9 protein-coding genes and 1 pseudogene are annotated in these 12960 nt (G+C 58.1%); 2 read left to right on the forward strand and 8 right to left on the reverse strand.

Annotation, left to right across the window (positions count from 1 at the left end; translation table 11 throughout):
* Positions 1 to 82: 82 nt before the first annotated feature.
* From B3I26_RS19440 to B3I26_RS19465, 6 genes and pseudogenes are all read right to left on the reverse strand, one after another.
* Positions 83 to 4816, reverse strand: a complete 4734-nt coding sequence (locus tag B3I26_RS19440; RefSeq protein ID WP_296260007.1) for an RHS repeat-associated core domain-containing protein — start codon at positions 4814 to 4816, stop codon at positions 83 to 85.
* 62 nt (positions 4817 to 4878) lie between these two features.
* Complete coding sequence (locus tag B3I26_RS19445) at positions 4879 to 6066, reverse strand: hypothetical protein (protein ID WP_296260009.1); 1188 nt, start codon at positions 6064 to 6066, stop codon at positions 4879 to 4881.
* A 34-nt stretch (positions 6067 to 6100) separates the two neighbouring features.
* Positions 6101 to 6568 carry a hypothetical protein gene (locus B3I26_RS19450; RefSeq protein ID WP_296260011.1) on the reverse strand — a complete coding sequence of 156 codons (468 nt, stop codon included), beginning with the start codon at positions 6566 to 6568 and terminating at the stop codon, positions 6101 to 6103.
* A 466-nt stretch (positions 6569 to 7034) separates the two neighbouring features.
* A pseudogene (locus B3I26_RS19455) lies at positions 7035 to 7868 on the reverse strand (sigma 54-interacting transcriptional regulator); the annotation flags it as partial.
* A gap of 130 nt (positions 7869 to 7998) precedes the next feature.
* The gene (locus B3I26_RS19460; protein WP_296260012.1) at positions 7999 to 8580 is read right to left on the reverse strand and encodes an alpha/beta hydrolase; all 582 of its coding nucleotides are present in this window, start codon (positions 8578 to 8580) and stop codon (positions 7999 to 8001) included.
* 295 nt (positions 8581 to 8875) lie between these two features.
* Positions 8876 to 9952: a fatty acid desaturase gene (locus B3I26_RS19465; protein ID WP_296260015.1), complete on the reverse strand. Its 1077-nt coding sequence runs from the start codon at positions 9950 to 9952 to the stop codon at positions 8876 to 8878.
* A 111-nt stretch (positions 9953 to 10063) separates the two neighbouring features.
* Here B3I26_RS19465 and B3I26_RS19470 point away from each other — a divergent pair, with 111 nt between their 5' ends.
* Positions 10064 to 11071, forward strand: a complete 1008-nt coding sequence (locus tag B3I26_RS19470) for an AraC family transcriptional regulator (protein WP_296260016.1) — start codon at positions 10064 to 10066, stop codon at positions 11069 to 11071.
* Positions 11072 to 11077: 6 nt separating this feature from the next.
* Here B3I26_RS19470 and B3I26_RS19475 read toward each other — a convergent pair whose 3' ends face one another.
* Positions 11078 to 11791, reverse strand: a complete 714-nt coding sequence (locus tag B3I26_RS19475) for a Crp/Fnr family transcriptional regulator (RefSeq protein ID WP_296260018.1) — start codon at positions 11789 to 11791, stop codon at positions 11078 to 11080.
* A 103-nt stretch (positions 11792 to 11894) separates the two neighbouring features.
* Between B3I26_RS19475 and B3I26_RS19480 the strand changes: the two genes are divergently transcribed.
* Positions 11895 to 12431: a DUF962 domain-containing protein gene (locus B3I26_RS19480; protein WP_296260020.1), complete on the forward strand. Its 537-nt coding sequence runs from the start codon at positions 11895 to 11897 to the stop codon at positions 12429 to 12431.
* Positions 12432 to 12725: 294 nt separating this feature from the next.
* Here B3I26_RS19480 and B3I26_RS19485 read toward each other — a convergent pair.
* Positions 12726 to 12960 (reverse strand): hypothetical protein (locus B3I26_RS19485; protein ID WP_296260023.1); only part of this gene is annotated, 235 nt, incomplete at its 5' end.

Genomic DNA, 12960 nt, shown 5'->3' on the forward strand with positions numbered 1-12960 from the left:
ACAATAATTTTTAAGCCAACGAATATTCTATTTAGCTATTAAGGAAGCGGTAACGATGGTGTTTACCACCGTGAAATCTTCCCTAAATCAAACGACGTATCTGCTCCACACGTTTCAGGTCCGGCGCCAGGAATTGCGAAATGGCCTCTACTACAGCCTTCTTCGCAATATGTTTGCCACCTGCGCGCAGGACACTTTCCAGCACGGAGGTCTGCGCCTGCGATGGCGCGTTGGGATCCTTCTGCGGAGGAAACAGATAGGGAATGACATAGTCCTCGATCTTTTCCGCGCCATCGACCGCCTGCTCGAACGCGCCCAGTACTTGCTGGGCGATTCTGATGCGTTCTTCGATCTGTACGGTATTGCGGGCACCGGCGCCCAGATTTGCCAGCCCGGATATGCTCTTCAGCGGCTGGCCATTGCTGACCCTGATGGCGTTCTGTCGTACCAGCGTGCTGCTGGCCTCGGTCGCGGTACGTCCAGCGGCCTTGTCGAACCCGCCACCCAGGATTCCGAGCCCCAGGCTTACATAGCCGAGAATCGCACCGGCTTGCGATTGTGGCTCCACTTCCTGGACAACGGTGGCGGCAATGCCCACAGCGCTCGACGCAAGATTGATGAGCGCTGCCGAGGTTGACAGCGAAAGACCGCCCACCGCTGCAGGCCCGGTGGCCGGCGCCGCTGTGCCCAAGGTCACGACGGTGATGGCAATGGATGCAACGGCAATGACAATGCCCAGAACCGCTCTCCACGAAAAATGCCCGCTTGGATCGGACATGTTGATCGGGTCACCCAGGCAGTACGCATAGGGGTTAATGCCCCCTGCACCAAACGGGCTCAAGTTGTCCGGGCTGTGAAAGCGCATCAAAACCGGATTGTAAGCCCGGTAGCCGCTGCCCAGCAGGTAACAGCCCGTCACCGGGTCCGGCAGCTCGCCATTGAAACCCAACAGACTGCCAAGCCCGCCGCTGGTCGGGCGAAGGCCGTATGAGGTATAGGCGTGAGCCTGCTGCCCCTCAGGGGTCACCGTTTGCAAGACACTGCGCTGCTGGTCGGTGCCCAGAAGGATGTGCTCGACCTTCGCTCCCTTGCGGCAGGCCTGTGCAAGCAGGTGTTGGTCATGCAGCAGGTAACTGTCGCACGCATCCCCCTGAAGCCGCGTGACGAGGCGCTCGTCCTGATAAAAGTGGGTGGTCGATGCTTGCCCGGTGATGTCGGTCCCCAGCAGGCGGTCCTGCGGGTCGTAACGGTAATGGATCAGGCTGGTCGCCGCGGCAGCGGGCGATTGCTTGACCTCGACCAGACGACCCAGTTCGTCATACACCCACCCTCGCCCCTGTTCATCGTTGAGCAGATGCCCATCCTTGTTGTAGCTGAAGGAGGCATCAAGGGCCTTGTAATCGGGATGGCTGTGCGTCACACGCGTCAGCTGAGTGCGGTCGGGGTTGGTGTAGTGGTAGGTCGCGATGTCCTGGCCTCCGACGAAGACCGTGGCCAGTTCGCGGATATTGTCCAGGGCGTCGAACTTATAGAGCTGGCTGACAATCGCCCTTGCGCGCGCATCCACAGGGGTTTGAGGCCCTATACAGCTGTAGCGCTGCAAACGACCGCGAGGGTCATAGTTAAACCGCTCGTCTCGCAGAACCTGCTTATCTTGGCTCAGCGTGCGGCGAATCAGTTTGTCGTTATCGTCGAAGTGTTGGACCAGCTCTTGAGTCTGGCCGCCCTCAACACTCGTCACACGCCGGATTTCACGTCCGAAATCATCATGAAACAGGGTTGTCACAAGGCTGCGCAGGGTTTGCCGATCGTGGGTCACCATCCGCTGAGGTCGGCCCAGTGCGTCATAGGTAAACGACACGCGCAACTCGCCCTGTTCAAGGGTCGACACGCGACAAAACGAATCGTAACGGATGACTCGCGCCTGCCCGCCAGCATCGGTGTATGTGAGAGGCAGCCCGTTGAGCGAGGTTTCATGAAGTACCTCAAAACGTGCGCCGCCTTCGACCAGTTCCTCTCGCAGCAATTTGCCGCTCGGGGAATAGTGAAGTTGCTGCTGGCTGCCTGGGTCCGAAGCCTGAACCAGACCGCCATGCGTACCGTCGTAGTGGAATCGCGCCGCCAGGTTTTGATTTCCGGCGACCTTGCGTTGCGTGAGCTGGTTTTCCAGTGAGGGTTCGTAATCGAACTGCAGCAAAGCCCCTGCAGGCGTTGTGCGGGAAGCCGGCCGCGCCTGAGCGCCGTCGAACGTGAACACCTCGCTGCGACCCCCCACGTTCAAGCGCGTCACCCGCAGCAAGCTGTCGAACTCACGCTGACCGACCAGATAGCCGTCAACCCAGATGTGCGTGGCCAGGTCGTCCGTGCTGTGGCCCACGTAAGCTTTTTTCACCTGCGTGCCGTCCGGCAACAGCGTGGTCAGCAGGCGGTCGGCAAAATCGTAGGTAAATCGAGTCACCGCACCCGTAGGCGAGGTTTTTTCGATACAGCGTCCCATGCCGTCATAGGCATAGCGCGTGACGCCGCGCGCGATGCCCTTTTGGTCGATGCGCTCGACACTCACGGGTTTGCCGAACAGGTTTTTGCGCGTGATGGTGCGGCCCGCGCCTTCCTGCCATTGGGTCTGCGTCATTTCGATGGGATCCTGGACATCATGGCGCTTGACGCCGTCGGCCCCCATGCTGCTGACGCGATTGCCCCAATCGTCGTACTGGTGTTGGGTTGTCACCGCGTGCGGCTTGCCCTTGATCCAATCGGTATGGACCTCTTCAACCAACTGGCCAACGCCGTCGTATCGCGCCGCATAAACGGCGCGCAGAGGGGTCCCAGGGCTGTCCAGATCCTGAAGCTCGATCAGCAACTCGCGATTAAGCCCATCGAAACGGGTACGCGTCTGCGCGCCTGCCGCATCGTTCATGACGATGTGGGACGCGCCACCGCGTGTCGTGGGCAGCTGGTACTCGAACGTCTTGGCCGCCTCATTGGGCGTACCGGGTTCGACCACTTGCGAGGTCATGCGCCCGAGCCGGTCGTAGGATATTTCTATAACTACCCCGGTCAGCCCCAGGGTTTTGACCTCCTGGCCGGTCAGGGCATGCTGCCAGATGCTTCGCGCGCTATTGACGCGATCATGACCGGTCATCCAGATGTCGGTACGCAGTACGTCGTCCTGTAAGCGATAACGATAATCCAGCGTCGACATGGCCTGCTGCACGGTCTCGGTGCGACGAATGACCTTACCAAGGAAGGGGCTGGTTTTGTTCTCTTCGTACTGCGTCTCGATGACCTTGAAGGGTTGCGCATTTTTGCCCTCATACAGCGACTCCCGCGCCACCGCAATCCAGTGAGGACGCACGCTGTGCGATGACGGGAGCTGCGTATAACGAAAACGACTGAGCAAGGACGGCGTGTCGACCGCAGAGCCCGCCGGGATCACAGTCTTCTCGCGCAGCCAGCGCGGCCGGCCAAAATCATCCGCCGGGCATCCGTCGGCACCCTGCGCAGGATAAAACTCATACAGCTCCGTCACGCCAGACGGCAGCACCTTGCGGATCAGATTGGCGAAGTCATCGAATTCGCTGACGGTGACTTCGGTGCGCTTTACCCGTGGCGCGCGCGTGTCGTAATAGTCGGTCTGCTCACGTCGAGGCAGCTGGAATTTGGGCGATTGACGGGCGAACTCCACACCTGCCGAACCGTGGTATTCGGTTCTCTTGTCGATCACCTTGGTGTTCTGCTGCGTAGTCTCCCTGACCTGAAGATGAAAGCGGTTGTAAGTGCGCTTGATGCTGCGCACCACGCGGCGATTCTGGCCGGTACCCTGCATGAGCGTTTCGGTCGTCCAGTACTCATAATTACCGGGTAATCGATACAAATTGTCGCCACTTGCACGCCAGGGAGCAGACGAGCCGAAGCCCAGATAGTTGTTGGATGAGTAACTGTATTCGCGCCGGATTGACGGCTGATCGGCTCCAGGAAAGACGCTGTGCGCAGACACGGCGGGAAGGGCCCTGACGGGCGCGTTGGACGGCAGCTTCAACGCGGCAGGGCTATAGCTCAGCGTTTCATGACCACCGGTGGGGTGTTGCAGCCGGGACATCATTAACAACCCGTCAATGGTTAGGTATTCAAATTTCCATTCCATTACGTCGCGTGTGCCCGGATTGGCACGTATCGTGGTCAATACGCCGTTTTGCAGCAGTAACACGAAGATGAGCTTCTTGTCGGGGCTGTCCGGCCATAGCGTGATGGTGGGCGATGACCCCGCCAGCTGAATATCAACCAGTGCTCGTGTTTCATCGCGAATCTGGGACAGGTAACGAGTGCCGCCGTGCAGCGCATATTTGAAGTACAGGGCCTGACCCTGTGGAGAGTAGAGCGCCGACATCAGCCAGTCACGAGAACCGGCGCCGGCTTGCCTGAGGACTTCCAGCATGCCGGTTTTATGTTCGATCAGCAGCTCGTTGCCGCGCCGGGTTGCTTTCAAGTCATCGACTTTATTGTCCAGCAATACGAATGCCTGGCGCGACAACACCGCCTCGTAGGTGGCTCCCGTGGACAGGCTGAGTTTGCGGCTGGATTCGTTGTACCCGGAAATACCTATCGACCAGCCCCGGCCAAATCCGGAATTGGCGCGAATCAGGGGATCGAATGACAATGCCAGCGGAAGGGTCGGGCCGCTGAGGAGGTTGGAGGTGAGTTCGGAAAGCGCGATCCGGCAGCTGTAGCTACCGGTGCGCGGATCGACTCCGGATTGCAAAAAACTCAAAAAATTATAGGCATTGGAGTTCCCTCCTGCCGATGGAGAAGTGCTCATAGATCATCTCAACCATTTGAAAAAAAAAGGCGCCTGGGTAACAGGCGCCTTTATTAGGCGGTTTAAACCAGTTCTAGATAGTTACGGCCATTGCCGCGGAACTGCAGACGTACAACATGATCGTTGCCATACATATCCAATGCCCGAATGGTGGCCGGGCCTGCGCTTACGACCGGATCGGGATTGGCTGGCCCCATAACAGGACGAACGCCGACGGTTTTGGAGGCCAGCGCGGCAAGCACCGAACTGATTAGCGAGCTAAGGGAATTACCTGGAGACACAATGGGTGCTGATGCGGATTCGAACTTATGCCGTCTCACCAAGTTGATGAATACTTTGCCGGGCCTCTTGTAACCTGGGTTAAGCCTGGTCGGGAGCTGCTTTAGCGCCATCCCGTAATTAAAGTGATCATCACCCGGATAAGTGAAACCTGTAATACTTCCTCGGTCCATTGGAGCGACGGCATCACGCCGGATGCTCAACGGTTTCATCTCGAAGTGGCGGAATTCCAACGCAATGTTATTGGAGACAAGATCAAAGGTGTAATAGTCCAGCGTATCGAAGTGCTGCTTGCTTTCAACGTCTCCCGAAATAGCGATGCGCTTAAAGTCATAGTCACGTGCAACATAAGTGGGCGGCACCACCGGCCGAAGGGTCAGCCTGCCATTATGATACGCAAGCGAATCAAATGTCTGGCCATCATCGCGGGTCAACCGTACCGCCAGACGCACCTGAATATCACTGATAGTGCGCACATACACATCGACCACGTAAATGTGCTCTCGGTCGCTGCCGTAGTCCTCTTCAGGTAAACGCTCCGCCGACGCACGTGGGTAAAACTCGTAGTCGGTGTTACGCACACCAGACCATACAGTGGTCACGTCGTTAAAGAGCTTTCGGGCTTTGTTGTACTGCAGCAGGTCGTGCTTGGCCGGGTTGAACACGACACTGCCTGAAGCGACCCTTTCATATTCTTCCGGGTCGTACTGCTTACGCACGAACGTCAGCGGGTTCAGCGCTCTTTCATGGTAATCAAGCGGGTCCAGCTTGACCGGCCTGCCGTTGGGTTCGATCAATTGCAGACTGGCCAGTTCTTCATCGCTCAAGGGCACCGGGGTGCCATTTATATCGATAGCCTGCACCTTGATGCGTAGCCGCGTCTGCTGGCGCCCGTTTGCGAAGATGTCAGTGCTGCCTGTAGCGGACGTCACCGCAAATACTTGAAGTGTTTCCCATGTGGCGTATTTCATGAATATATCCTCTAAAAACAAATGATGATCAGCCTTACCAAGCCGCTACACAGGACAACTTCCCGCCCAGTCGACCGGTTTTGGGACTGCCCGCTGTTTCCAGATGATCTTCAAGGTATGTGCCGTTACTACCGTCGTGAGCGAGATTACGACTGCCGCTCATATTTAAGGTTTCACCTTCATCCCCGACAATTCGATACCGATAGGTCGGTTCCGAATAGCCGCAGTTAGGCGCATCCATGAACACTAGCAGTGTGCCTGGCTTGCCACCGGTAATAGCAAAGTAATAATAATTGTCATTTTTGCAGCCCCGCGATTTTCCATGGTCCTTCAGGGAAAACGCTTTGCCTATTTCAAGGGGAAACGAACAGGTGTCATTCGGGTTCTTGCCGACCAGAGTAATGTTACCCAGCTTCGCGGCTCGCGGGTCAGCAGATGCGATATTGACCACGCTCATGGTCAGTAACAGAGATGCGGCAAAGCCGACAGAAAGCTTATTCATATCAATATTCCATTATTAGCCGCTGACATCCTGTCAGCGTGTCCATATTCAATTTAACGAAGGCGACCTGATGAAGAGTTGTATCAGGATGACTTATCCGCATCGAACTAGCCGCCTCGGATTCCAGACTGATCCAAGAACAAAAAGTTGTCCACCCACAAGCAACATGAAGAAATGAACAGTGCCGCTCTCGCTATTAATTATTTACAGACAATCAGATCACGTCACAGCATTACGGCAGATGCGTGAACTTCAGGCGTACGATATTTCAGCATCACATGTAGGGGTGGAACCGATAGCGACTTTTCCCACAGTCAACCCGACTGTCTCGAGCTAACTGGGAGATGATCGTTTCAGGAGGGTATCTGCGACCTGGATCGGCCACTCAGCGGTGCCTGCGAAGGACGTCACGCTGGAGCCCTTGACGCGGCAACCGGTCTTGCAGTTATCCCTGGCGCAGGCTATTGAGTTGCGGCAGATTGAGGTGTTCAGGCAGGACTTCCGCACCGCTGCTGACCAGCAACGCAAAGTGAATGACGTTTTCCAGCTCCCGTGTGTTACCCGGCCAGTAGTGCGCCTCAAGCAGCTTCTGCGCGGCCTCGCTGATTAACGGCATTTCGAAATCCAGACGCTGGCTGTAGATGCCAAGGAAATACTCGGCAAGCGGCAGAATATTACCCGGCTGCTCACGCAACGCCGGCAAATCCAGTCGCCCCTCGCTCAAATAGCGGTAAAGGCGCTCGTGAAACTTCCCGGCAGCCACTGCCAAGCTCAAATCGATACTGGTTGCAGCCACCAATCGGACGTCCACCGGGCTGGGCTGCGAGGCACCGACGCGGGTCACCTCGTGATTTTCCAGCGCAGACAGCAGCTTGATCTGGATCGACATCGGCAAGTCGGCGATCTCATCCAGGTAAAGCGTCCCGCCTGTGGCAGAGCCGAACCATCCGGCGCGACTGCTGACCGAACCACTGTGGGCGCCTGCGGCATAGCCGAACAATTCGGCGTCGGCGTAAGTCGGGCTGATTGCGCCGCAGTTCACCGAAACAAAAAGTCCCGAGCGATCACTGCCGCGATGAATATGCCGCGCCAGCAGCTCTTTACCGGTGCCCGGTTCGCCGCGTATCAGCACAGGCAGTTCCAGTGGCGCCAGTTGCTCCATTTCTTCGCGCAAGCGTCGAGAGCGCGGATCGAAAAACACCAGTGCCTTGGCGCGGATGCTCAGCGGGCTTTTTTCAGCGTCGGGAAAGGTCAGAAGTGGTTGGTTGGTCGGCGGTTGCGGGTTGACGGAGTGACTCATGGCAGGCTCCCGCCCAAGCCATCATTGCCTGAGCGTTAAAAAAAAGGCCGCAGCGCCTGTCGGTCCACTGCGGCGAAAAAGAAGGTGATCGGCGAATTAGTCGAAACGATCATGGCCACGCAGCATGGCTTCATGCGCGGCGGCGTGTGAGTTGTTCGATACGGCCTTGCAGGCGATACAGGTAGGCGAAACCCTGCTCCCAGCGTTGGTGGCCGGATTTGACGTTAATGTGACCGGCGCCACTGAGGATGCCAATTTCAGCCCCCCAATTGCGGGCCATTTCCATGGCACGCAATGCGCTGACGGCGCAGTCGTTATCGGAACTGACCACCTGTGCCGGAAATGGCAGCAGATGTTCTGGTATAGGCGCAAAGTTGCGAATCGCTGGCGGGCAGTTAGGCCGCTCGACATCGGCTGGCGCCACCAGCAACGCACCGCGCACTTGCCTTAGGGTGTCCAGTGGCGCCAATTGCGCCCAGTGAGCGACCGTCACGCAGCCCAGGCTGTGTGCGATCAGGATCACCGGCGAGCTGTCGGCGGTAATGGCCCGCTGCAGTTCGCCCACCCAGTCTTCGCGGCGAGGTCTGAGCCAGTCGGCCTGTTCCACGCGGACGCTGTTGGGCAGACTGTTCTGCCAATGAGTTTGCCAATGGTCTTGGGCAGATCCTTGCCAGCCTGGCACGATCAGGTAACGGATCGATTCGTTATGCACGGCCTTCGCCTCCTGCACTTTTTGCGTTCATGACGGCGAGTATAGGGATGCGACATATATTCGAAAAAGAATAAGAAGATATTTATTAATAGCTCAAATACATATGCCGCAATCACAGGCGATAGCGCTGAAAAAAAGAGGGCCACCCCCTGCCTTAAGGAGTAGCCCTGCAAAATCATGCTGTCTGTCCCCAGCTCGCCAGGGATGAGCTGAGCATACGGGGGGGTTGTGACAGAATTTTTATGGACGGATAAATTCATCGGTCGACATCGGACCAGCCTGAGGCGTCAGCGGGCTAATGGTGTGCCGACTCCGGCGTTTTGCTTGTATCGGCGCCGATCGTCCTATCGAACCGGTTCGCCCGCCCGAACGTCCCGAGATCATTAAATCGCACGCCCATTTGCGCCATGGCCTTGTGCGCCACCGGGGCAGTCATCTGGCGGATATAAAACGGTTCTTTCACCACGAAATGATGGATGCCGTGGGTGCTGCCGAAATTGAAGCAGAAAGCCTGCATAGGCCACAGCCACCAAGGATTGAGCACCTGTGTCTGCTGCATGATGTTGCCCGGCTCGACGTCACCGTAGTAATGCATATTCGAACTGACAAAGTGCAGGCAAAAGGTCCGTAACACGTTCGGCCCAATCAGCACCACCACGGCAATGTCGATCACGTGCATGAGCGCCAGGGTATTGGCCGACCAATCCACCGCCGAACCCATCAAACGGGCAATGCCGTTGGCGCCGTGAAAACCGAGAAACACGTACCAGGCGCTCCAATTGAGCAGCGCAAGCGGCGCATAAACGCGCAAGGTGCGCTTGAAGATGCTCAACTTGTGCGCCCGGGTTTTCGCGCGCAGCATCCGGATCAGCGAAGACATGACGTTGTCGCCCACCATCAGCAACCGCACGAGGCCCCACGGCTCACCGTTGGTGATGGCCCGCTCCTCCAGGTCCGCTTCGGTGCCCGAAACCTTATGATGATTAAGGTGCAGATGCCGACGAATCCAGGGGTTGATGGTGCTGGGCCGCGCCATCCACACCAGCGCCAGCATCAGGTTGTGCGGCACACGCTGTTTGCGGAAATACATGCTGTGGATCAGATCGTGCTCCAGCTCGTGGGTGAGCGAGGCGAAGAAAGCGTTCAGCAGCAAACACGCCCACCAGGCCAGGTAACCGCCCAGGTACAAGGCTGCGCAGCCGATCATTCCGGTAAACGAAAAAAGCAGGATGCCGACGCCTATCGCATCCTGATGCTCGAGAACCGGATAGCGTTGACGCAGGGCGGTGCCGCGGGCCAAAACCACCGAGCGAATATGCGCTGAGCGCTGCTGCGCATTCATTCCGGCTGCATTTGCAGAAGTGTCGTGCATGCTTCCATTCCCCGGTCTTATGATGAGCAAACCCCGGGACCACTGTGCCCTGCCGGGTATTAAACCGCCCGCCCGTGGACGCCAATCTGTTGACCGGAAGCGCCAATCTGTATGGATGAGCCGAGCATTCTCGCCAGCTGGACCCGTGCCTTGCGCAAGCAACTGGACGCCCTTGGGCTCGACAGTCTGGCGCTAAGTCGGGCTGCAGGTCTGGATCCGCAGTTGATGGACGACCCCAATGCGCGGTATCCGGTGAGCGTCACCACACGACTGTGGGAACTGGCGGTCGAGGCCAGTGGCGATCCGGCGCTGGGTTTGCGGGTGTCGCGCTTCGTCAGCCCGACGACGTTTCATGCGCTCGGCTACGCGCTGGTGGCCAGTGGGTCGCTGCGCGAGGTGTTCGAGCGCATCGTGCGTTATCACCCGGTGGTCAGCGATGCTCTGGACCTGGACTTCAAACGGGTCGGCGATTATTACGAATTTCGTTTTCGCGTGCCGGCGGGTGGGCCGATGCCAGCCAACGAAGCCATGGACGCCTTCGCCGCGATTTACGTGCGTACCTGCCGCAACCGCCTGGGACGACATTACGCACCGGTCGCGGTACATCTGGTACGTGCGCAGCCTGCCGATCCCAAACCCTGGCACGACGTGTTTCGTGCGCCACTGTATTTCGGCGCAGCGGAGAACCTGCTGGTCTTCGGTTGTGCCGACTTCGACAGCCATCTGGACGACGCCAACCCGGAACTGGCCGAGCACAACGAAACGGTTCTTGATCGAGCGCTGGAAAAGCTCAGCCCCTTAACCTGGGAGCGCAAGGTGCGCAGCGCTATCGAGATCCAGTTGCCGGAGGGCGAACCTTCGGCGCAGCGTATCGCTCAACACTTGCACCTGAGCCTGCGCAGCCTGCAACGGCACCTGGCCGATGAAGGCTGCAGCTACGATCTGCTGCTCAATCAGTGCCGGCAGAATCTGGCGCTTCAGCACATGCGCGACCCTGCCAGTTCGATCAGCGAAATCGCCTATCTGCTCGGGTTTGCCGACACCAGCAGCTTCAGTCGCGCTTTCAAACGCTGGACCGGCATGACGCCCAGCCAATACCGGGATGGCATGCTGCGCTGATGTCGTTTAGGCGCTCAGTTGCGTCAGCCGATGACACGCGGCTTTACGCAGTTTGTCGGTGTCCAGCACGCTGATGAAGTTGTGATCGCGGCGAATGATTGCGCGCTTTGCGAACTGCTCCAGGACGCGATCGACCACTTCGGGGGTCAGCCCCAGACAGCGTGTCGACGCCAGCTCGTGGATCGAAACGATGCGAATCGAACGGTCGATTTCGCCATAGCCTTCGCACAGCATTAACAGGCGAAACGCCACGCGCTCATCGGTCGGCAGCGAGGTCACTTGATCGCGAGACGGGACACCTACTCCCAGCTTGCGACCGAGCAACTCGCAAAACCAGCGCCAATGTCGAGGATTTTGCTCCAGCAGTTGATTCAGAGGAGCCTGGGGCATTTGCAAAACGATGACCTGATCCTCGGCGTAAACGTCGTGGCGTCGCGGGCAGTCGTCGAACAGTGACACCTCTGCGAACCAGTAAGGCCGCGTGGAGGCTGATTGCGGGGCAAGCCAGTGTCGCTGCTGCTTGACCTCGCCGAAGCGAATGGAACCTGCGAGCAGCGCGTAAAGACCGCATGCAGGCTCGCCACGCTTGAAGACCAACTTGCCAGGGGTGATCCGCCGCTGCCGCATACCCAGCAGCAAGCTATCCTGCAGGGAGGCGGGTAGCGTGTTGAACCAGTGATCGTTGATCAACCACGAGCGCCATTGCGTTCCATTCGTCACGTGAATCTCCTTTTTCTTATTGGCAATTTATTGCAGGCTGAGCCACTACGAGGCTCGGCCCAAAAAACAGCGCAATGATCCACACAACAAGGGAGGAATAACAATGAAAAGCCTCATCGATCACCTCAGCCAGTACGCGGCCTACCACCGCGACACCCGAAACATCGTCACCCACTTCGTCGGCATTCCATTGATCGTCCTGGCTGTAGCCATTCTGTTGTCGCGGCCCGGCTGGAGCAGTTGGTCGCTCGGCGAGTTGTGGCTGTCGCCGGCATTGCTGGCGACGGTCGCGGCCACCCTGTTCTATCTGCGGCTGGACAGACCGTTCGGCATTGCCATGGGTATCGTGCTGGTGTTTTTCCTGTGGATGGGTGCACACCTGGCGCAACAGAGCACGCTGGTCTGGCTCGGCGCTGGCGTCGGCCTGTTCGTGGCGGGTTGGGTCATCCAGTTCATTGGCCATTATTACGAAGGCCGCAAACCGGCGTTTGTCGATGACGTGTCAGGCCTGATCATCGGACCGCTGTTCGTGGTGGCTGAAGCAGCATTTTTGCTGGGGATGAGGAAGAAATTGCAGAACAGCATCGAAGGCAAGGTGGGGCGTACGCGAAGGCGGAATATGAAGAAAGCGGCGGTCTAGTGATATCGGCTTGCGCCGAAGGTGCCGGCTACGGGCGATTTACAGGCTGACACCAGATTGCTTTTGATTCTGCCCGCAGGCCGCAGGAGCCTGGCTTGCGCCGAAGGTGCCGGCTGCGGGCGATTTACAGACTGACACCAGATCGCTTTTGATTCTGGCCGCAGGCCGTAGGAGCCTGGCTTGCGCCGAAGGTGCCGGCTGCGGGCGATTTACAGACTGACACCAGATTGCTTTTGATTCTGGCCGCAGGCCGCAGGAGCCTGGCTTGCGCCGAAGGTGCCGGCTGCGGGCGATTTACAGGCTGACACTAGATTGCTTTTGATTCTGGCCGCAGGCCGCAGGAGCCTGGCTTGCGCCGAAGGTGCCGGCTGCGGGCGATTTACAGACTGACACCAGATTGCTTTTGATTCTGCCCGCAGGCCGCAGGAGCCTGGCTTGCGCCGAAGGTGCCGGCTGCGGGCGATTTACAGGCTGACACCAGATTGCTTTTGATTCTGCCCGCAGGCCGTAGGAGCCTGGCTTGCCGGCG

The sequence above is a fragment of the Pseudomonas sp. UBA5706 genome, from assembly GCF_002419965.1.
Classification (GTDB): domain Bacteria; phylum Pseudomonadota; class Gammaproteobacteria; order Pseudomonadales; family Pseudomonadaceae; genus Aquipseudomonas.

Coding starts and splice junctions, on each gene's coding strand:
- B3I26_RS19440 (WP_296260007.1), bottom strand. CDS start 4,816: ATGAGCACTTCTCCATCGGCAGGAGGGAACTCCAATGCCTATAATTTT.
- B3I26_RS19445 (WP_296260009.1), bottom strand. CDS start 6,066: ATGAAATACGCCACATGGGAAACACTTCAAGTATTTGCGGTGACGTCC.
- B3I26_RS19450 (WP_296260011.1), bottom strand. CDS start 6,568: ATGAATAAGCTTTCTGTCGGCTTTGCCGCATCTCTGTTACTGACCATG.
- B3I26_RS19465 (WP_296260015.1), bottom strand. CDS start 9,952: ATGCACGACACTTCTGCAAATGCAGCCGGAATGAATGCGCAGCAGCGC.
- B3I26_RS19470 (WP_296260016.1), top strand. CDS start 10,064: ATGGATGAGCCGAGCATTCTCGCCAGCTGGACCCGTGCCTTGCGCAAG.
- B3I26_RS19480 (WP_296260020.1), top strand. CDS start 11,895: ATGAAAAGCCTCATCGATCACCTCAGCCAGTACGCGGCCTACCACCGC.